General features: G+C 70.3%; 21 protein-coding genes. 12 read left to right on the top strand and 9 right to left on the bottom strand.

The features are described 5' to 3' along the window. The 5 genes from ABZW11_RS14215 to ABZW11_RS14195 all read left to right on the top strand — a co-directional run. The coding region (locus ABZW11_RS14215) for a PrsW family glutamic-type intramembrane protease (protein WP_355416255.1) at positions 1–748 on the top strand (748 nt) is incomplete at its 5' end. A gap of 164 nt (positions 749–912) precedes the next feature. Beyond that, the gene (locus ABZW11_RS14210) at positions 913–3006 is read left to right on the top strand and encodes a nitrate- and nitrite sensing domain-containing protein (protein ID WP_355416253.1); all 2094 of its coding nucleotides are present in this window, start codon (positions 913–915) and stop codon (positions 3004–3006) included. 13 nt (positions 3007–3019) lie between these two features. Beyond that, positions 3020–3427 (top strand): roadblock/LC7 domain-containing protein, encoded by a 408-nt coding sequence (locus tag ABZW11_RS14205; RefSeq protein WP_355416251.1) that lies wholly within the window; start codon positions 3020–3022, stop codon positions 3425–3427. Then, on the top strand, positions 3424–3798 hold the full coding sequence (locus ABZW11_RS14200) for a DUF742 domain-containing protein (protein WP_355416249.1): 375 nt from the start codon (positions 3424–3426) through the stop codon (positions 3796–3798). The genes ABZW11_RS14205 and ABZW11_RS14200 overlap by 4 nt, the downstream gene beginning before the upstream one ends. After that, positions 3779–4351 carry an ATP/GTP-binding protein gene (locus ABZW11_RS14195; protein ID WP_355416247.1) on the top strand — a complete coding sequence of 191 codons (573 nt, stop codon included), beginning with the start codon at positions 3779–3781 and terminating at the stop codon, positions 4349–4351. The genes ABZW11_RS14200 and ABZW11_RS14195 overlap by 20 nt, the downstream gene beginning before the upstream one ends. 18 nt (positions 4352–4369) lie before the next feature. On the opposite strand, the gene ABZW11_RS14190 is transcribed toward ABZW11_RS14195, so the two are convergent. From ABZW11_RS14190 to ABZW11_RS14160, 7 genes are all read right to left on the bottom strand, one after another. Continuing rightward, positions 4370–4744, bottom strand: a complete 375-nt coding sequence (locus ABZW11_RS14190; protein ID WP_355416245.1) for a DUF742 domain-containing protein — start codon at positions 4742–4744, stop codon at positions 4370–4372. Next, positions 4741–6993 carry a nitrate- and nitrite sensing domain-containing protein gene (locus tag ABZW11_RS14185; protein ID WP_355416243.1) on the bottom strand — a complete coding sequence of 751 codons (2253 nt, stop codon included), beginning with the start codon at positions 6991–6993 and terminating at the stop codon, positions 4741–4743. Before ABZW11_RS14185 ends, ABZW11_RS14190 begins: the two co-directional genes overlap by 4 nt. 56 nt (positions 6994–7049) lie before the next feature. Beyond that, positions 7050–7730: a DUF998 domain-containing protein gene (locus tag ABZW11_RS14180; RefSeq protein WP_355416241.1), complete on the bottom strand. Its 681-nt coding sequence runs from the start codon at positions 7728–7730 to the stop codon at positions 7050–7052. A 503-nt stretch (positions 7731–8233) separates the two neighbouring features. Beyond that, positions 8234–9649: an FGGY family carbohydrate kinase gene (locus ABZW11_RS14175; RefSeq protein WP_355416239.1), complete on the bottom strand. Its 1416-nt coding sequence runs from the start codon at positions 9647–9649 to the stop codon at positions 8234–8236. After that, positions 9646–10791: a xylose isomerase gene (gene xylA / locus ABZW11_RS14170; RefSeq protein ID WP_355416237.1), complete on the bottom strand. Its 1146-nt coding sequence runs from the start codon at positions 10789–10791 to the stop codon at positions 9646–9648. Before xylA ends, ABZW11_RS14175 begins: the two co-directional genes overlap by 4 nt. Before the next feature lie 149 nt (positions 10792–10940). Further along, positions 10941–11129, bottom strand: a complete 189-nt coding sequence (locus tag ABZW11_RS14165) for a hypothetical protein (RefSeq protein WP_345566540.1) — start codon at positions 11127–11129, stop codon at positions 10941–10943. 59 nt (positions 11130–11188) lie between these two features. Beyond that, entirely contained in the window at positions 11189–11638 is a 450-nt protein-coding gene (locus ABZW11_RS14160) for a MarR family transcriptional regulator (RefSeq protein ID WP_355416234.1), read from the bottom strand. A gap of 63 nt (positions 11639–11701) precedes the next feature. On the opposite strand from ABZW11_RS14160, the gene ABZW11_RS14155 reads away from it, so the two are divergent. Together ABZW11_RS14155 and ABZW11_RS14150 are read left to right on the top strand one after the other, a co-directional pair. After that, positions 11702–12211 carry a VOC family protein gene (locus tag ABZW11_RS14155; RefSeq protein WP_355416232.1) on the top strand — a complete coding sequence of 170 codons (510 nt, stop codon included), beginning with the start codon at positions 11702–11704 and terminating at the stop codon, positions 12209–12211. 45 nt (positions 12212–12256) lie between these two features. Further along, the gene (locus ABZW11_RS14150) at positions 12257–12520 is read left to right on the top strand and encodes a hypothetical protein (protein WP_355416230.1); all 264 of its coding nucleotides are present in this window, start codon (positions 12257–12259) and stop codon (positions 12518–12520) included. A 68-nt stretch (positions 12521–12588) separates the two neighbouring features. On the opposite strand, the gene ABZW11_RS14145 is transcribed toward ABZW11_RS14150, so the two are convergent. After that, positions 12589–13170 carry an NAD(P)H-dependent oxidoreductase gene (locus ABZW11_RS14145; RefSeq protein WP_355416228.1) on the bottom strand — a complete coding sequence of 194 codons (582 nt, stop codon included), beginning with the start codon at positions 13168–13170 and terminating at the stop codon, positions 12589–12591. Positions 13171–13252: 82 nt separating this feature from the next. On the opposite strand from ABZW11_RS14145, the gene ABZW11_RS14140 reads away from it, so the two are divergent. The 3 genes from ABZW11_RS14140 to ABZW11_RS14130 all read left to right on the top strand — a co-directional run bounded on the left by ABZW11_RS14140 (position 13253) and on the right by ABZW11_RS14130 (position 15066). Next, a complete protein-coding gene (locus tag ABZW11_RS14140; protein WP_355416226.1) occupies positions 13253–13591 on the top strand; it encodes a helix-turn-helix domain-containing protein in 339 nt (112 codons plus the stop codon). Between the two features lie 86 nt (positions 13592–13677). Beyond that, a complete protein-coding gene (locus ABZW11_RS14135; protein ID WP_355416224.1) occupies positions 13678–13821 on the top strand; it encodes a hypothetical protein in 144 nt (47 codons plus the stop codon). A 111-nt stretch (positions 13822–13932) separates the two neighbouring features. After that, positions 13933–15066: an MFS transporter gene (locus tag ABZW11_RS14130; protein ID WP_355416222.1), complete on the top strand. Its 1134-nt coding sequence runs from the start codon at positions 13933–13935 to the stop codon at positions 15064–15066. Here ABZW11_RS14130 and ABZW11_RS14125 read toward each other — a convergent pair. Further along, entirely contained in the window at positions 15060–15497 is a 438-nt protein-coding gene (locus tag ABZW11_RS14125) for a hypothetical protein (protein WP_355416220.1), read from the bottom strand. The genes ABZW11_RS14130 and ABZW11_RS14125 overlap by 7 nt on opposite strands. 183 nt (positions 15498–15680) lie before the next feature. Between ABZW11_RS14125 and ABZW11_RS14120 the strand changes: the two genes are divergently transcribed. Together ABZW11_RS14120 and ABZW11_RS14115 are read left to right on the top strand one after the other, a co-directional pair. Next, positions 15681–16808, top strand: coding sequence for a S1 family peptidase (locus tag ABZW11_RS14120; RefSeq protein ID WP_355416218.1), 1128 nt, complete (start codon positions 15681–15683; stop codon positions 16806–16808). 249 nt (positions 16809–17057) lie between these two features. Beyond that, positions 17058–17438 carry a VOC family protein gene (locus tag ABZW11_RS14115; protein ID WP_355416216.1) on the top strand — a complete coding sequence of 127 codons (381 nt, stop codon included), beginning with the start codon at positions 17058–17060 and terminating at the stop codon, positions 17436–17438. Positions 17439–17443: the final 5 nt, after the last annotated feature.

Raw genomic sequence — 17443 nt, 5'->3', positions numbered from 1 at the left:
CGGCAGCTTCCTGGTGCCGGTGACGTTCGTGGTGTGGGCGTACGGGCGGGGGCGCTCGCCGGTCGTCACCGTGGAGCTGCTGTTCCAGGCGTTCGTGATCGGCGGCGTGCTGGGCGTGCTCGGCGCCTCGCTGCTGGAGAGCTGGCTGATCCGGCCTTCGCTGCTCATGTACGTCCTGGTCGGCCTCATCGAGGAGGGCGTCAAGCTGGCGGCGCTGGTCTTCGTCACCCGGCGCGTCGCCAGGAGCTCGATCAAGGACGGCGTGGTGCTGGGCGCGACCGTGGGCTTCGGCTTCGCCGCGTTCGAGAGCGCGGGCTACGCCTTCAACGCGCTGTTCACCTCTGAGGGCCTGTCGCTGAGCCAGCTCGTCGAGACCGAGGTGCTGCGCGGCATCCTCACCCCGGTCGGCCACGGCCTGTGGACGGCGATCGCGGGCGGCGTGCTGTTCGCCGCGCGGGCCCGCCTGTCGGCGCCTGTCGTGCTGACCTACCTCGGGGTCTCGCTGCTGCACGCGCTGTGGGACTCGATGAGCGCGATCGCCATCGCGGTCACGCTCGTGCTGACGGGCCGTCCGTGGCAGTTCGAGCTGCTGCGCATCGGCCGCGTGCCGCACGTGTCGGCGTGGCAGGTGCACGTGTACACGCTGCTCAACTGGGTGGGACTCATCGTGATCTCGCTGGTGGCGCTCGGGTGGCTGTGGGGTGTGATGTCCGCAGGACGCCGCGAGAGGGAGATCTTGTCCCAATAATCACGGTAATGAACGTCTTCCTCCCACTGCGCCGGAAGCATAATCGGTGCTAGTCTCCTGTGCGATCTTCCGGAGGTGTATTTACACAAGGTGTGGAAATGCCCCCGACTCGAGGTTGGGACATGGGCTCGCGAAACCGGTCAATTCGGTTCAAGATCTTCTTATTGCTGCTGCTACCCCTCCTGTCTCTGAGCGCGCTCTGGGGTTTCGTCCTCAACCTCACCATGGGCGACGCCCAGTCACTGCTCCGCGCGAACACCCTGTACGACACCATCGGTGTCGCGTCCACCGACCTGGGAACACAGCTGCAGGCCGAGCGCATGCGCTCCGCCGAGACGGTGACGACGCGTCAGCTCACCGAGGTGCTCGGCGCCCAGCGCGCCCGCACCGACCGGTCCGTCGCCGAGTTCAGGCAGGCCGTCGCCGACGCGGGCGGCGCCGCCGACGGCGCGCTCCGCCGGCCGCTCGGCACCCTCGACAGGTCACTCGGCAACCTCGGCGCCATCAGGGCCAACATCGACAACGGCAGCGCCTCGCGGCTGTCCGGGCTCAACGCCTACAACCGCATGCTCGACGCGCTCTTCGCCGTCTACGACCACCTGGTCACCGTCCCCGACCTGACGCTCTACCAGCAGGCGGTGTCGCTGCAGGCCATGGGCATGGCCAGGGAGCACATCTCCAGGGAGCACGCGCTCATCGTCGGCGCCCTCGGCGGGCAGCGGCTCACCGAGGACGAGGCCACCGCCTTCACCGAGTACGCCGCCTCCAGGAAGTTCCTGCACGCCCGTGGCCTCGCCGGGCTCGACGTGGCGCTGCGCCGGCCGTACGAGCAGGTCTTCGCCACCGAGCCCTACCTCAGCTTCGCCACACTCGAAGACCGCGTGATCAAGACCGGCGCGCCGCCCACCGACGCCTCCTCCTGGCACGAGACCGTCGACGCGCTGGCCTCCCGCCTCGACGACCTCAACGCCGCCTCCACCGCCACCCTCGCCGCCCGCGCCTCCGACGCGGCCACCTCCACGGTCGTCAGGATCTCCCTCGCCGGCGGCCTCGGGTTGATCGCCGTGCTCGCGTCGATCATCATCTCTGTACGCTTCGGTCGTCGCCTCGCAGGAGAGCTGGCCGGGCTGCGCGCCGCCGCGGTCGAGCTGGCACAGCAGCGGCTGCCCGCCATCGTGGCGCGGCTGCGCAAGGGTGAGGACGTCGACGTGCGGAAGGAGGCCAAGGCGATCAAGGTGAGCGGTTCCGCTGAGATCACCGACGTGGCCAGGGCCTTCGGTTCCGTGCAGCGCACCGCCGTCACGGCGGCGGTCGGCCAGGCCGCGCTGCGGCGCGGGGTCGGCCAGGTCTTCCTCAACCTCGCCCGGCGCAAGCAGGGCCTGCTGCACCGCCAGCTCGCGCTGCTCGACGGCATGCAGCGGCGTACGCACGACCCCGACAAGCTCGAAGAGCTGTTCCGGCTCGACCACCTGACCACCCGCATGCGCCGGCACGCCGAGAGCCTCATCGTGCTCTCCGGCGCCGCGCCGGGACGGGCCTGGCGCAAGCCGGTGCCGGTCATCGACATCGTCAGGGCGGCGGTCGCCGAGGTCGAGGACTACACCCGCGTCTCCGTCGAGACCATGCCCGCGGGCGCCGTCGAGGGCACCGTCGCCGCCGACCTCACCCACCTCGTCGCCGAGCTGGTCGAGAACGCCACCATCTACTCGCCGCCCGACACCACCGTCCAGGTGCGCGGCGACCTCGTCAGCAACGGCTACGCCATCGAGGTCGAGGACCGCGGCCTGGGCCTGACGGCCACCGAGTACGAACGCATCAACGCGCTGCTGTCCAGGCCGCCCGAGTTCGACCTGGCCGACAGCGACAGGCTCGGCCTGTTCGTGGTGGCCAGGCTGGCCGAGCGGCACGGGATCAACGTGCTGCTGCGCCGCTCGCCCTTCGGCGGCACCACCGCGATCGTGCTGGTGCCGCGGTCGGTCGTCACCGAGCAGACCGCGCAGGAGGCGGCGGGCGGTGACGGCAAGGCCGAGCTGCCCAGCCGTACGAGGAAGAAGGCGCTGGCCGTCGTGACCTCCGGCACCCACGCCGGGCTGCCACGACGGGTGCGCCAGGCCAACCTGGCCCCGCAGCTGAAGGAACCACCGCCGGAGCAGGAGCGGCAGGAAGAACGCTCTCCCGACGAGGTACGCGACCTGTTCTCCGCCTTCCAGCGGGGGACCCAACGCGCCCGAGAAGAAGCTCCTGAGGAGGGGCCATGACCAAGGGGGATGCATGACTGCGCCGACCACCAACACCGGTGAGCTCAACTGGCTGCTCGACGACCTGGCCACCAGGGTCGCCGCGGTCCGCCAGGCGGTGATCCTGTCGACCGACGGCCTGGCCGTGGGCTATTCCAACGGCCTGACGCGCGAGGACGCCGAGCACCTGTCGGCCGTGGCCGCCGGGTTCCAGAGCCTGGCCAGGGGCACCGGCCGGCACTTCGGCGGCGGCGACGTGCGCCAGACCATCGTGGAGATGGAGTCGGCGTTCCTGTTCGTCACCGCGGCCGGCCAGGGCACCTGCCTGGCCGTCATCGCCGAGGCGAACGTGGACGTCGGCCAGATCGCCTACGAGATGGCGATGCTGGTCAAGCGGGTGGGCCAGCACATCACCACCAACCCGCGCGCTGGAGCGTCATGAGCGACAGCCCGCAGTGGTTCGATGAGGAGGCGGGCCCCGTCGTCCGCCCCTATGCTCTGATTCGCGGCAGGACGCGGTCGTCGGGCGACGCGTTCGACCTCGTGGCCACCGTGCGCGCCGTCGCCGACCCCGATGGGGAGCCCGGCGACGACCTCGGCCCCGAACAGCAGCAGATCCTGCGGGCGGCGCGCAACCCGATCTCGCTGGCCGACCTGGCCGTCGAGCTCGACCTGCCCGTCGGTGTCATCCGGGTCCTGCTGGGTGACATGCGTGACCACGGCCTCATCTCGGTGACGTCGCCCTCCGCAGGAGGGTCGCGGTCGAATGAGCGCATTCTCAAGGAAGTGATCAATGGACTCCGTGCTCTCTGAGGACCCCGTCGCGCTCAAGATCCTGATCGCGGGCGGGTTCGGCGTCGGCAAGACCACCCTGGTCGGGTCGATCAGCGAGATCAAGCCGCTGCGCACGGAAGAGGTGCTCTCCGACCGCGGGATCGGCATCGACGACCTCGACGGCGTCGAGGGCAAGAACACCACCACCGTGGCGATGGACTTCGGCCGCATCACGATCCGCGAAGGGCTGGTCGTCTACCTGTTCGGCACGCCGGGGCAGGAGCGGTTCTGGTTCATGTGGGACGAGCTGTCCTACGGCGCGCTGGGCGCGGTCGTGATCGCCGACACCAGGCGGCTGACCGACTGCTTCCCGTCCGTCGACTACTTCGAGCAGCGCGGCACGCCCTTCGTGGTGGCCGTCAACTGCTTCGACGGCGCCGAGCAGCACAGCGTGGACGACGTGCGCATCGCGCTCGACCTCGACGACGACGTCCCCGTCATGCTCTGCGACGTGCGGCGGCGGACCTCGGCCAAGGAGGTCATGATCACGCTGGTCGAGCACTCCCTGCGGACGCTCACCTCGGCGAACTAGCCGCCCTGGGCCCTTCCCCTAAAGGGCCCGCAAGCCGTTGATCACCTCGCGGAGCAGGCTCTCCGACGGGGTGGCGGCCTTGTCGCGCGGCGGGCGCACGGTCACCAGGTTGTGCTCCAGCAGGTCGCCGAGCAGCACCCGGACGACGCCGACGGGCAGCCCGAGATCCGACGCGACCTCGGCGACCGGCTTGTTGTGCCCTGACACGACGTTCAGCAGCCGGCGGTGCTGAGCGCTCAGCTCGGCCTTGGCCGGGGCGGGCGTCCCCGTCAGCACGACGGTCGCCAGCAAGTCGACCTCGGCGGAGGCGGGCCTGGTGCGTCCGCGCGCTACCGCGTACGGCCGCACGACGGGCCCCGCCTCCTCGTCAACCCACTCGTGCTCGCGGCTCACGATCGAGATCCCCCATCCTGCTCGCTTTCCTGCCGGCCGCGCTGCCAGCCCGACTGGAGCGAGGAGAGCAGCGCCCTCGCCTCCTCCGGCGAGCGCTCCTCGACGGCCGGCGCCGGGCCCTGAGCCGGTCCCTGCGCCTGTCCCTGGGTGATGCCGGGCTCAGGAGCCTGGCGCAGCCGCTGCGGCAGCGCCGTGGCCCGCTCACGCCGCGGCAGCTGCCGCGGCGGCGGGTCGTCCTGAGGCGGCGCCTGCTTCGGCAGCATCGCGCCGCCGTTGCGCTTGCTCGTACGGACCCTGCGCGGCAGCTCGCCCGGCCCCGTGGTGTCCGTCCTGACCACCGACACCGGGATCGGTTCGAACGCGGGCTGCTGCGGCTGCGTCATCGGCTCGACCAGCGTGGCCGGTACGAGCACGATGGCCGTGGTGCCCCCGTACGGTGACTGCTTGAGCGTCACCTTCACCCCGTGCCTGGCGGCCAGCATGCCGACCACCGCGAAGCCGAGCCGTTCGGTCTGCGAGGGGTCGAACTCCGGCGGGCTGGCCAGGCGGGCGTTGATGGCCCTGCGGGTGGCCTCGTCCATGCCGAGCCCGCGGTCCTCGATCTCGACGGCGAAGCCCCTGCCGACCATCTCGCCGTGCACCGAGACCTCGTTGTTCGGCGAGGAGAACGTGGTGGCGTTCTCGATCAGCTCGGCGAACAGGTGCATCAGGTCCGCCACGGCCGCGCCCGAAAGGCCGCATTCGGGCATCGGGTAGACGCGGACCCGCGTGTACTCCTCGACCTGGGCGGCGGCGCCGCTGAGCACGTCCTCCATCGGGATGACGCCGCGCCACCTGCGGCCCGCCGCGCCGCCCGACAGCAGCACCAGGCCCTCGGCGTGGCGGCGCATGCGGGTGGTGAGGTGGTCGAGCCTGAACAGCCGCTCCAGCGCCTCCGGCTCCTCCGTCTGGCGCTGCATGTCGTCCAGCAGCTTGAGCTGGCGCTGCAGCAGCGACTGGCTGCGCCGGGCGAGGTTGCGCAGCGCCTCGGCGACGCCCTCGCGCATCCTGGCCTGCTCGACCGCGGCGTCCACCGCGGTGCTCTGCACGCTGTCGAACGCCGCCGCGAGGTCCCTGACCTCGCTGGTCGCCTTCTCGCTGACCGTGATCGGCGGCGCCTCGGTCGAGATGTCCACCTTGTCGCCCTTGCGGAGCTTGGTGACCACGTCAGGCAGCCTGATCTCCGCCAGGTCCAGCGCCGTACGCCGCAGCGCGCCCAGCTCACGGGTGAGCCGGCGGCCGACCTTCACCGAGATGACGATCGAGAACACCACCGCGATCAGGCCCAGCGCCCCCGCGACCGCGGCCCTGGTCACGACCGCCACGCCGGCCGGCTCCATCCTGGCCAGCAGCTTGTCGCCGGTGCGCGAGATCGCCTCGCGGTATTCCCTCTGCACCTGCTCGGAGATGCCCCGCCACAGGTCGAGGTCCATGGGCTGGCCGTTGATGTACGCCTCCAGGAGGTTCTCCATGGTGACGTAGCGGGAGCTGTAGTACAGCTTCTCGAACGGGGCGCGCAGCTCGGTGTCGAGGTTGGCCAGGGCCTTCGGGAACTCGTACGTCCTGGCGCCGTCGATGCCCGCCAGGATGTGCACGTCCATCATGCTCGCCTTGCCCTTCGAGGCGATGACCAGGGCGTTCTCCCTGGACAGCAGCTCGCGGGCCTGGTCGGCGGCGATCAGGCCCTGGGCCTGCAGGGCGAGCTGCAGGTCGGTGCTGACCGTGAGGCGGGAGTACAGCAGGTGGATCTCGTCGGAGATCCTGGCGTACTCGGTGACCAGGGTGCTCGAGGTGAGCCGGCGCTCGTCCAGCTTGCGGCGGATGTCCGGCAGCCGGTCGATCGTCTCGAAGACGGTGCCGAGCTGGGTCTTCATGTCCTGCGTCAGCGCCGACTGCGTGTCCTCCGACATGGCCGCCTGGCGCAGGGTCTTGCTGGCTTCGTCCACCTTGGCGCGGGCCTGGGCGATGGTGTCCTCGTCGCCGCCCGTGCCGGCGAGGCGCTCGGCCGAGGCGAGCCGTTCCGTCTGGAGCTCGGAGACCAGCCGGTCGGCGTTGTTGATCACGCCCGTCCAGATCGTCTCGACCTTGAGCAGGTTGAGCGCCTCTCCCGACGTGGTGCTCGCGGCGAAGCCCCAGAGCGCGACCAGGGAGACCAAAGGGATGACGAGCAGCGTCGAGATCTTGAATCTGATGGATCTGCCCGATGCCATGACACCTGCTCCCGGATAGAAGATCGCGGGAGAGAATAGCATCGAAACAGATGGTTTTAAGATCGACTAGCGATAAATCTGTGATATGTCGGGAAATTTATGGCCTTGCCGCTGGGGCCGCGCTGCCACGCCAGCCGCACCAGCCAGCCCGCCAGCACCGCGAGCAGTGCCACCTCCGCGCCCAGCAGCAGGCGCTCCACCAGACCGATCATCACCCGTTCGCCGGGCAGCGCCACGTACGTGATCGCCAGCAGCCCGAATCCCCCGGCCAGCGACACCCACTCCACGGCCCGCGCCACGGGCTTCCAGGCGGCGTCCTTGCCCAGCCTGGGCACCATCAGCGCACCGGCCGCCGGGAGGCTCACGAAGGCCGCCACGGACACGTAGCGGTGGATCTGCGCCGCCAGGTCGAGATCCTGGCCGATGGGTGTGGTCGGGATGACCGCGGCCACCATCAGGGCTCCCGACCACACCATCAGCAACCGCTCGGGCCACCCCCGCACGGGCGCCCCCGACGCCCGCAGGCCCAGCAGCAGCGCCAGCGACCCGATGCCCAGCACCGCCATCGCGATCTCCGTGACGCCCCCGCGGTCGGACACGGCGTACTCGCTGATGGTGACGTTCAAGGGGTCGAGCTGCGGATCGGGGACGAGCTGCCCCACCACCACGGCCACCACCGAGAACAGGATCGATGCACAGGCGATCCAGGGTGCCAGCCTCTTCACTGCTGCGGTCATGGCAGAACTCTCCCGCGAAGGGGTACGGACCCACATCCGGCTAAACCCCCGACGCGCCCCTGACCTGACCCCGAGACCCCGCCCCTGCCACCTTCGGCCGACCCCCGTAGGGCCCCGACCCTCCACGCTGCGAAGACACCCTCAGAGGGCAGGAGCACCCGATCTCGCCTGGTGAGGCAAGCAGGTCACTTCATCCCACAATCCCCCTAAGGGACCCAACCCCACCCACTCAAAGCTTCCCCGCCGCCCGGGGCACTGTCCTCTGAGAGGAGAGGGCAGGAGCCTCGTCTTCGGCGCCCTTACCCACCGCCCGAGGCGCTGTCCTTGGGAGGGGCGCTGGGGGTGCGGGGGTCTTGTGCCGCTGCCGAGCGCCTCCTCCCAAAGGACGGGACGCCGGGCGGCGGAAAGACGATGCCGGAGAAGGGCCCCTCGCCCTTCCAGCAAAAGGACAGCACCCCCGGCGGCGGGGAAGGGCCGATGCCGGGGGTGCTGGGGACAAGTCCCTAATCGAGGATGTGGGTGGTGGCGCGGTGGTAGCGGGCGCGGAGGGAGGGGAGCGGGTCCCCCGTGTACGTCTCCGCGTCCCCCGAGCGCCAGTCCGGCGACGTGGTGACCAGCGTGGCCGCCTGGTACGCGGCGCCGTCGGCGACGTACTCGGCGGGCGGCGGGACGCTGATCGGGAGCCCGAAGACGGTCGGGGCGATGCGGCGGACGGCTTCCGAGCGGGCCGCGCCGCCGATGAGCAGCACCCGTTCGGCCTGCATCGACAGCGCGTCGAGCGCGTCGGCGAGCCCGCACAGCATGCCCTCGATGGCGGCCCGCGCGAGGTGGGCGGGGGTGGAGGTGGCGAGCGTGAGCCCGTGGACGGACCCGGTGGCGGTGGGCCGGTTGGGCGTGCGCTCACCCTCCAGGTACGGCACCAGCGTCAGCCCGTCGGCCCCGGGAGGCGCCTGGAGGGCGAGCGCGCTGAGCTCGTCGAGCCCGACGCCGGCGATGCGGGCGGCGGCGTCCATGACGCGGGCGGCGTTGAGCGTGCAGACGAGCGGCAGGAACCGCCCGGTGGCGTCGGCGAACCCGGCGACGAGCCCCGCGGGGTCGGCGCTGGGCGTCTCGGCGACCGCGAACACGGTGCCGGAGGTGCCGAGCGAGACGACGACGTCCCCGGACCGCGCGCCGACGCCGAGCGCCGCCGCCATGTTGTCGCCGGTGCCGGGCCCGACCAGGATCGGCCCGTCGTTGGCGGGCTCGACGGGCCCGAGCACGCGCGGCAGCAGCGGCACGGTGCCGAGCGCCGTCTTGAGCAGGTCCGTACGGTAAGAGCCGGACGCGGGCGACCAGTAGCCGGTGCCGGAGGCGTCACCCCGGTCGGTGACGAGCCGGTCGAGCGGAGGGAGCGGCGCGTCGGCCCAGGCCGCGACGGAGAACGGCCCGCTTTCGAGCGCCCCGAGCAGCCGCCAGGTGAGCCAGTCGTGCGGCAGGCACACGGCGGCGGTGCGGGCCACGCTGGCGGGCTCGTTCTCGGCGAGCCAGCGCAGCTTCGTGACGGTGAACGAGGCCACCGGCACGGACCCGACGGCGTCGGCCCACGCCTGCGGCCCGCCCAGCTCGGTGATCAGGTCGGTGGCGGCCTGCGCGGAGCGGGTGTCGTTCCACAGCAGGGCCTCGCGTACGACCTCGCCGGACTCGTCGAGGCAGACCATGCCGTGCTGCTGACCGCCCACGCTGATGGCGGCCACGCCGTCCAGCCCGCCGGCCTCCTCGATGGCCTGCAACAGTGCCGTCCACCAGTGGGACGGGTGTACTTCCGTGCCGGTGGGGTGGGATGCGCGGCCCTGCCGCACCAGCTCACCGGTCTCCGCGTCTCGAATGACGACCTTGCAACTCTGCGTGGAGGAATCGACCCCTGCGACCAGCGTCACCCACGAACTCCTAACAAGTGCTCCAGCGCAAGCTGGTTGAGATGCGTGAAATGGTATCCGCGGGCGGCGGCCGCCTCGGGATCGAAGTCGTCGTCCGCGAGATCGGCCAGCGTCTCGCCGCGGTTGAGCGTGGGCAGGCCGAGCTCGTCGACGCGAGATGCGCGCATCGCCTCCCGCACCTCCGGATCAGCCCTGAAATTTCGTGCTTTCTCCCGAAGTATGAGGTATGTCCGCATATTAGCGGCGGCCGAGGCCCAGACGTCGGCGTGATCCTCCGTACGCAACGGCTTGTAGTCGAAGTGCCGTGGACCGTCGTAACCGCCATGTTCGAGCAGGTCGACCAGGAAGAACGCGCTCATCACGTCGCCGTGCCCGAAGATCAGGTCCTGGTCGAAGCGGGGCCCGTGCTGCCCGTTGAGGTCGATGTGGAACAGCTTGCCCTGCCACAGCGCCTGGGCGACGCCGTGGACGAAGTTGAGGCCGGCCATCTGCTCGTGGCCCACCTCCGGGTTGAGCCCCACCATCTCCGGGTGCTCCAGCTGGGAGATGAACCCCAGCGCGTGCCCGATGGTCGGGAGCAGGATGTCGCCCCTGGGCTCGTTGGGCTTGGGCTCGATCGCGAAGCGCAGGTCGTAGCCGCGCTCGCGGACGTAACCGCACAGCAGGTCGAGGGCCTCCTTGTAGCGCCCGAGCGCCGCGCGCACGTCTTTCGCGGCGTCGGACTCGGCGCCTTCGCGCCCGCCCCAGCACACGTACGTGGTGGCGCCGAGCGAGGCGGCCAGGTCGATGTTCCTGGTGACCTTGCGCAGGGCGTAACGCCGTACGTCGCGGTCGTTGCTGGTGAAGGCGCCGTCGCGGAAGACGGGGTGGGTGAACAGGTTGGTGGTGGCCATGGGCACTTTCATGCCGGTTTCGGCAAGCGCTTTCCGGAAGGCCGCGATCGCCCGTTCGCGATCGGGATCGACGGCGAGCAGGTCGTCGTCGTGGAAGGTGACGCCGTAGGCCCCCAGCTCGGCCAGACGATGCACGCTCTCGACGGGATCGAGGGGCGCCCGTACGGCGTCCCCGAACGGATCGCGCGCCTGCCAGCCGACCGTCCACAGACCGAACGTGAATCGATCGTCAGGGGTTGGCTCGTACATGGTTCGATGCTCCCCCGGTGATCAGTTGTGCACAACCATGCCGGGCACAATCGCACGATCTCGGGGCCCGCCACCGGACGCCCCGCCGCCCCTGAGACCCTCAGACCCCCTGAGACCACTCAGAGACCCTCAGAGACCCTCAGAGACCCTCAGAGACCGGAGGGATCGCGCCCCACGCTGATCTCCTCGGCGATCTTGCGGATCTCCGTCACCTCGAGGCCAGGAGCCTTGGGCAGGTGGCGCAGCAAAGCGTCCATCACCACGGGGACAGGCTGGCCGGCGAACCGGCCGGCGATCCCATGAACCGTCCTGAACAGCGCCTCTTCGGTGTCGTGCATCGGCCTCTCCTCGGTCGGGTACCCGGCAACGCTACGGCCTCCGTCCGGCACTTCGCGCCCTAAGACTCCAGCGTGTTCCTGACCGTGGCGCAAATCTCGTCCAGCCGGCGCACCTGCTCGGGCGTCAGCGCGTCGAACAGGCTGCGGCGCACCTCCTCGACGTGGCCAGGGGCGGCGGCGGCCAGCACGGCGTACCCCTCGTCGGTGAGCACGGCGAAGCTGCTGCGGCGGTCGGACGGGCACGGCTCGCGGCGCACCCATCCGCGCTCCTCCAGCCGCCGTACGGCGTGCGACAGGCGGCTCTGCGAGCTCTGGGCCCTGGCCGCCAGCTCGTTCATGCGCATCGCCCGCCCAGGCGCCTCGGAGAGCGCCACGAGGATCACGTAGTAGGCGTGCGGCATGCCCGCGTCGCGCTGGAGCTGCCGGTCGAGCGCCTCGTTGACGAGCTGGGTCGCGGCCAGGAAGTTGCGCCAGGCGCGTTGCTCGTCCTCATCCAGCCATCGGGTCACGCTCCCAATTTAGTTGAACTCTCATATACTTGATGATCGGGACTCCGTCGAAAGGGGCGAACCATGCCGGTCCAGCGGCTCAACCACGCCGTCCTCTACGTACGCGACGTGGAGGAGAGCGTCGCCTTCTACCGCGAGGCCCTCGGTTTCGACGTCGTCATGAGCATGCGCGGCGCCGCGTTCCTCCAGGCGCCCGGCTCGTCCAACGACCACGACCTGGGCCTGTTCCAGATCGGCGCGGACGCCGCCCCCTCACCCGCCGGGCGCACCTCCGTCGGCCTCTACCACCTGGCCTGGGAGGTCGACACGTTGGAGGAGCTCGAACGCGTCAAGGCCAAGCTCGCTGAGCTGGGCGCGCTGGTCGGCGCGTCCGACCACAGCACCACCAAGGCGCTCTACGCGCGCGACCCCGACGGGCTCGAGTTCGAGGTGTCGTGGCTGGTGCCCGCCGCGCTGCTCACCGAGGAGACGCTGGCCGGGCGCACCCGGGTCCGCCCCCTCGACCTTGACGCCGACAAGCAGCGCTACGGCGCCCGGACCAGGGGCGGCGTGGGCGTGTCGATCCCCGCCTGACGTACCGTGGGGGTATAAGCCCTCTGGTCCCACGGAGAACCGGCCATGCCAAGCGATCCTGACCATGTGGTCGACGCCATCGACGGCGTCGTCGAGGAGTGGGAGACGCTGAGCGCCGACGCGATGCGCTGGGCGCCGCCCGAGAGCAAGAGCCCCGACCTCATGACCGAGGTGAGCGAGATCTTCGGGCCGCTCGTCAACGCCTTCACCACCGCGCTGCGCCCGCTCGGCGACGCCTTCGAGCGTGTGCTGACGTCCCTGGAGGAACAGGCGGACCGCCTCCCTGGCCCCGACCACCGCGACGACTGACCCCGATATCGGACCACCTACAGTCGGACCACCGCACAGACTGCCAGCGCCACGTCCGGCAGCGTGGCTCAGGCGTGGGCTTGCCGCATCGCCCGCAGCGGGCCGGTGAGCTTGGCCAGCTCGGCCAGCATGGCGTGGGCCCCCGCCTCCATCTCGGCGCTGGGCCGCAGCGTGCCGTCCTCGGTCAGGTGCTGCGGCACGAACGGGATGATCACGCCTTCCAGCACCGGCACCATCTTCATCGTGCTGACGACGTGGCGCAGGCCGGTGACGGCGCGGGTGCCGCCGGAGACGCCGCCGTAGCTGACGAAGCCGGCCGGCTTGTGCTGCCACTCGTGGTGGAGGTAGTCGAGGGCGTTCTTGATCGTGGCGGGGAAGCTGTGGTTGTACTCGGGGGTCACGAAGACGTACGCGTCGGCCCGCTCCACGGTGGCGCTCCACTCCTTGGTGTGGGCGTTGACGTATTGACGCAGGCGGGGGTGGTGCGGCTCGTCCACGAACGGCAGCCCGACCTCCGCCAGATCGACCAGCTCCACGTCGAACAGGCCCGAGCCGGCGGCCTTGTCGCGGAACCAGTCGGCCACGGGACGACCGGCCCGACCTGGGCGGGTGCTGCCGACGATGATCTGCAGGACAGGGTTGACCGCCATGATGACTCCTGGTGAGGCGATGGATAACTGCTCAACATTATTGAGCAACTACATATTTCTTAGCAAACGGTACACTGGACCCATGAGTCCCCCGTCGGTGTGCACGCGCTTCCACATCGCCCTGGAGTTGATCGGCGCGCGCTGGTCGGGCGCGGTGATCCACATGATCTTCAAGGGCGCCCACAGGTACGCCGACCTCAAGGCGGCCATCCCCGGCATCAACGACACGATGCTGGCCAGGCGGCTGCGCGAGCTGGAGTCCGCCGGGCTGATCGAGCGCCGGGTGCTGCCCACCTCCCCCGTACGCGTCGAATACCACCTGACCGAAATGGGCAAGGAGCTGCGCCCGGTCGTGGACGAGCTGATCACGTGGGCGCACAAGTGGATCCCCCTGCCGGAGGACGAGGCCGCGTCCGCCTGAGGCGAGATCCTGTTACCTTTGCCGACCGTGATCGGACTGGGCACCCTGATGCGGCACGCGCACGAGCTGATGGACGGCGCCCTAGCGTGATCGAGGCCGAGTGGGCGGCGACCACGCGCGCCATGGCCGAACTCGACGCCGAGTTGCCGGCCCCGCTCGCCCAGGTCATGACGGCCACGTTGCACGCTCTCGAACGCAGGCCCTTCCGCGAGCGGATCGGCGACCTATAATCGATCACATGACCTGGCGACATTGATCCATAACCCGAGACCTGCGCGGGGCGCGCGGTCCTCCGAGCCGACGAGCGCTCGGAGTGTCCGTTCGATCCCGTGGAAGGTCTCATGCTCGTCGCATCGTTGTACGCGTACGCGTTCCTCAGCGAATTCATCCTGCTCTATCCGGTATACGCGCTGCTGTTCACCGATACCGGTCTCTCCGTGGCCCAGGTCTCCAGTCTGTTCGCCATCTGGTCCCTGACGGGCCTGGTGCTGGAGATCCCGTCCGGCGCCTGGGCCGACGCCGTCTCGCGCCGCTTGCTGCTCGTCCTCGGCCCGCTGCTGACCGGGCTCGGTTTCGCCCTGTGGGTGGCGTTCCCGTCCTACTGGGCGTTCGCGGTGGGCTTCGTGCTCTGGGGCGCGGGCGAGACGCTGATCTCCGGCTCCTACGAAGCTCTCGCGTACGAGGAGCTCGAACGGCGTGGCCAGGCCGGCCGCTACGCCACCGTCATGGGCCGGGCCACCGCGGCGAGCATGGTCGCCACCGCCGCCGCCATGGCGGTGGCCGTGCCCGTGTTCGCGGCGGGCGGGCATCCCGCCGTGGCGGTGGCCAGCGTGCTGACCTGCCTCCTGTGCTCGGCCACGGCCCTGACGCTGCCCGAGCACCGCGTACGCCGGGTCGCGCCGTCGTATCTCGCCGTGCTGCGCGAGGGCATCGCCCAGACCAGGACCGACCGGCGGGTCACGCACGCGGTGCTGCTGGTCGCCTTCGTGGCGGCGCTGTGGGGCGGCCTGGAGGAGTACATCCCCTACCTCGCGCTCGAAACGGGGGTGCCCGAGGCGGCGGTGCCGCTGCTGGTGCTGCTCGTCACGCTGGGCATCACCGCGGGCGGCCTGCTGGCAGGGCCCGCCGAGCGGCTGCCGTCCCGGGCGTACGGGCTGCTGCTGGGCCTCGCCGCGCTCGCTCTGGCGGCGGGGGCGCTCAGCCGGCACGTGGCCGGGTTCGTGCTGATCGCGCTGGCGTTCGGGGCGTTCCAGCTCGCCGGGGTGCTCGCGGACGTACGGCTGCAGCAGCGCATCACCGGGCCCGCGCGGGCCACGGTGACCTCGGTGGCCGGGCTCGGCACGAGCGTGGTCACGCTGGGGGTCTATGGCGTGTACGGTGCGCTGTCGCCGTACGCGCTGAACGGGACGACGTTCGCGCTGCTGGCCCTGCCGTACGTGCTGATCGCCCTGCTCACCGCCCGCGCCCGTCAGTAGCGTGACGGGATGCGCTTGGGCAGCGGCGGCGGCGCCGGAGCCGGCTCCTCGACGAGGACCGGTTCCGGCCGCTCCGAGCCGCGCCAGCGCGCGGGGAAGACCGACGCTGCCAGCAGCACCGCCCCCGCAGGCAGCGACCAGGGGTCGATGAAGTCGAGGTAGGCCTGCGCGTAGTCGGCCCGCACCTGCCCGGCCCACGGCGTACGGGCGAAGATGGCCGTACCGGCGAACGCCAGGCCGGGCACCAGCGACGCGAGCGGCGAGATCCGCGACCCGCAGAGCACGCCCACCAGCACCATGGCGGCGACGAGCGCGCCCGTGGCGAGCCAGTTACGATCTTGACTCGCGGAGTAGAGAAAGCCGGCCGCGATCAGCGGCGCGGCCGGCAGTCCTGCGCCGGCGCCGAGCACGTGACGAACACCATTACGCACAGAGAACACCTCCAGCCACGGCACCCTATCCAGCCAGCAGGTCCTTCACCTTTAAGGCAGAAATTTCGCCCTTACCACCTATGACCGAAAAGGCGTCATAACACCGAAATAGTGTCTGTTTGGTATCTGAGCACCGGCCGCCGCAGCCGTTAACTTGACAGCACCCCCACCCGAGGAGTGCACATGTTGAGTAAGCGCTGCGCGCTGACGGGCGGCATCATCCTCGCCGTCTGCCTGGCCACCCCCATCAGCCCAGCATTAGCTGACCCGGCACCTCAATCCGCCTCCCCCTCCGCACCCCCCGAGATGATCGACGCTCTGGAGCGCGACCTCGGCCTGTCGGAAGCACAGGTCGTCACCCGCCTCAAGAACGAGGAGCGAGCCGCCGTCACCGAGAAGAACCTGTCCAGCGACCTGGGCGGCACCTTCGGCGGCGCCTGGCTGAACGACGACGCGAGCAAGCTGAACGTCGCCACCACCGACCCCGCCGCCGCCCCCGCCATCGAGGCTCAGGGCGCGCAGCCGGTCGTGGTCAAGCGCTCGCTCGCGCAGCTCAACGGCATCATGCAGCAGCTCGACCAGGCCCCGGAGAAGGTTAAGGCCGGCGCGGCACTCTGGTACGTCGACGTCAAGACCAACACCGTCTCCGTCCAGGCGCCGACCGTCGAGGCCGCCGAGGCACTCGCCGACGCCGCGGGCGTCGACCGGAGCGCCGTCACCGTGTCCGCAACGGCCGAGCAGCCCAAGCCGTTCATCAACATCATCGGCGGCGCCGCCTACTACATCGGCTCCAGCCGCTGCAGCGTCGGCTTCGCCGTCACCCGCGGCAGCACGCCGGGCTTCGTCACCGCGGGTCACTGCGGCCGGGCCGGCTCCCGTACGACGCAGCCCACCGGCACCTTCCAGGGCTCGTCGTTCCCGGGCAACGACTACGCCTGGGTCGCCGCCCCGAACAACACCGTCACCCCGTACGTGCGCGGCTCCGGCGGCGCCAACGTGACCGTGCGCGGCTCCACGCAGGCGGCCGTGGGCTCGTCCATCTGCCGCTCCGGCTCCACCACCGGCTGGCGCTGCGGCACCATCCAGCAGCACAACGCCAGCGTCCGCTACTCGCAGGGCACCGTCAGCGGCCTGACCAGGACCAGCGCGTGCGCCCAGCCCGGTGACTCCGGCGGCTCGTTCATCTCGGGCAACCAGGCCCAGGGCATGACCTCCGGCGGGTCGGGCAACTGCAGCATCGGCGGCACCACGTACCACCAGCCGGTCAACGAGGCCCTGAGCGTGTACGGCCTCACGCTCCGCACCGGCTGACCCCTCCTTGCGAGACCCGCGCGGCGCGCCCCTCCCAGGGCGCGCCGCTTCGGCGGTTCGCCATCAAGCAGACGCTGGTCGAGTATCCGCAGGTGACGGCCCATTACGCGCCCTCGACGGGTTACCACCCGCTGCCGGGCTGGGCCGGAATGGCCGTCCTGGGGGCGTACGCACTGATCGTCATGCTGGGGCGCGATGAGTTCTCGCCTCCCGACAGGTCTGCATGACCGAGAGAAAGGACCTCCCGGCATGCAACGACCCGTACTCGGCAGTCTCCTCCTGTCCAGCACCGACCCGGAACGTCTCCGCACCTGGTACGCCACCGCCCTCGACCCGTCCGACAACACCGAGGTCAACGGTTACCGGGTGCTGAGATTCGGCGATTTTTACCTATTTATCGACACCCGTCAGGACATCGCCGACAAGAACCCCGAGCCAGGCAGGGTCATCCTGAACTTCGACGTCCCCGACGCCCGCGCGGTCGCCGCCCGCATGGAGCAGGCCGGCACCCAGTGGCTCGCCGACCTGGAGGACCGCGACGGCAGCCTCTTCGCCACCGCCATCGACCCGGACGGCAACTACGTGCAGATCATCGAATTGAGCGAGGAACACCGCCAGGGGTCCTCGTAGGCTTC

Origin of the sequence: Nonomuraea sp. NPDC004580, assembly GCF_040609855.1 — a bacterium.
GTDB lineage: Bacteria > Actinomycetota > Actinomycetes > Streptosporangiales > Streptosporangiaceae > Nonomuraea > Nonomuraea salmonea.
This window is presented reverse-complemented; position numbering and strand designations above follow the sequence as displayed.

Excerpts from the sequence above, each read along its gene's own strand:
- xylA (WP_355416237.1), bottom strand. The coding sequence starts at position 10,791 with ATGTACGAGCCAACCCCTGACGATCGATTCACGTTCGGTCTGTGGACG.
- ABZW11_RS14140 (WP_355416226.1), top strand. The coding sequence starts at position 13,253 with ATGAGTCCCCCGTCGGTGTGCACGCGCTTCCACATCGCCCTGGAGTTG.
- ABZW11_RS14180 (WP_355416241.1), bottom strand. The coding sequence starts at position 7,730 with ATGACCGCAGCAGTGAAGAGGCTGGCACCCTGGATCGCCTGTGCATCG.
- ABZW11_RS14185 (WP_355416243.1), bottom strand. The coding sequence starts at position 6,993 with ATGGCATCGGGCAGATCCATCAGATTCAAGATCTCGACGCTGCTCGTC.
- ABZW11_RS14195 (WP_355416247.1), top strand. The coding sequence starts at position 3,779 with ATGGACTCCGTGCTCTCTGAGGACCCCGTCGCGCTCAAGATCCTGATC.
- ABZW11_RS14205 (WP_355416251.1), top strand. The coding sequence starts at position 3,020 with ATGACTGCGCCGACCACCAACACCGGTGAGCTCAACTGGCTGCTCGAC.
- ABZW11_RS14120 (WP_355416218.1), top strand. The coding sequence starts at position 15,681 with ATGTTGAGTAAGCGCTGCGCGCTGACGGGCGGCATCATCCTCGCCGTC.
- ABZW11_RS14200 (WP_355416249.1), top strand. The coding sequence starts at position 3,424 with ATGAGCGACAGCCCGCAGTGGTTCGATGAGGAGGCGGGCCCCGTCGTC.
- ABZW11_RS14165 (WP_345566540.1), bottom strand. The coding sequence starts at position 11,129 with ATGCACGACACCGAAGAGGCGCTGTTCAGGACGGTTCATGGGATCGCC.
- ABZW11_RS14115 (WP_355416216.1), top strand. The coding sequence starts at position 17,058 with ATGCAACGACCCGTACTCGGCAGTCTCCTCCTGTCCAGCACCGACCCG.
- ABZW11_RS14155 (WP_355416232.1), top strand. The coding sequence starts at position 11,702 with ATGCCGGTCCAGCGGCTCAACCACGCCGTCCTCTACGTACGCGACGTG.
- ABZW11_RS14145 (WP_355416228.1), bottom strand. The coding sequence starts at position 13,170 with ATGGCGGTCAACCCTGTCCTGCAGATCATCGTCGGCAGCACCCGCCCA.
- ABZW11_RS14130 (WP_355416222.1), top strand. The coding sequence starts at position 13,933 with ATGCTCGTCGCATCGTTGTACGCGTACGCGTTCCTCAGCGAATTCATC.
- ABZW11_RS14150 (WP_355416230.1), top strand. The coding sequence starts at position 12,257 with ATGCCAAGCGATCCTGACCATGTGGTCGACGCCATCGACGGCGTCGTC.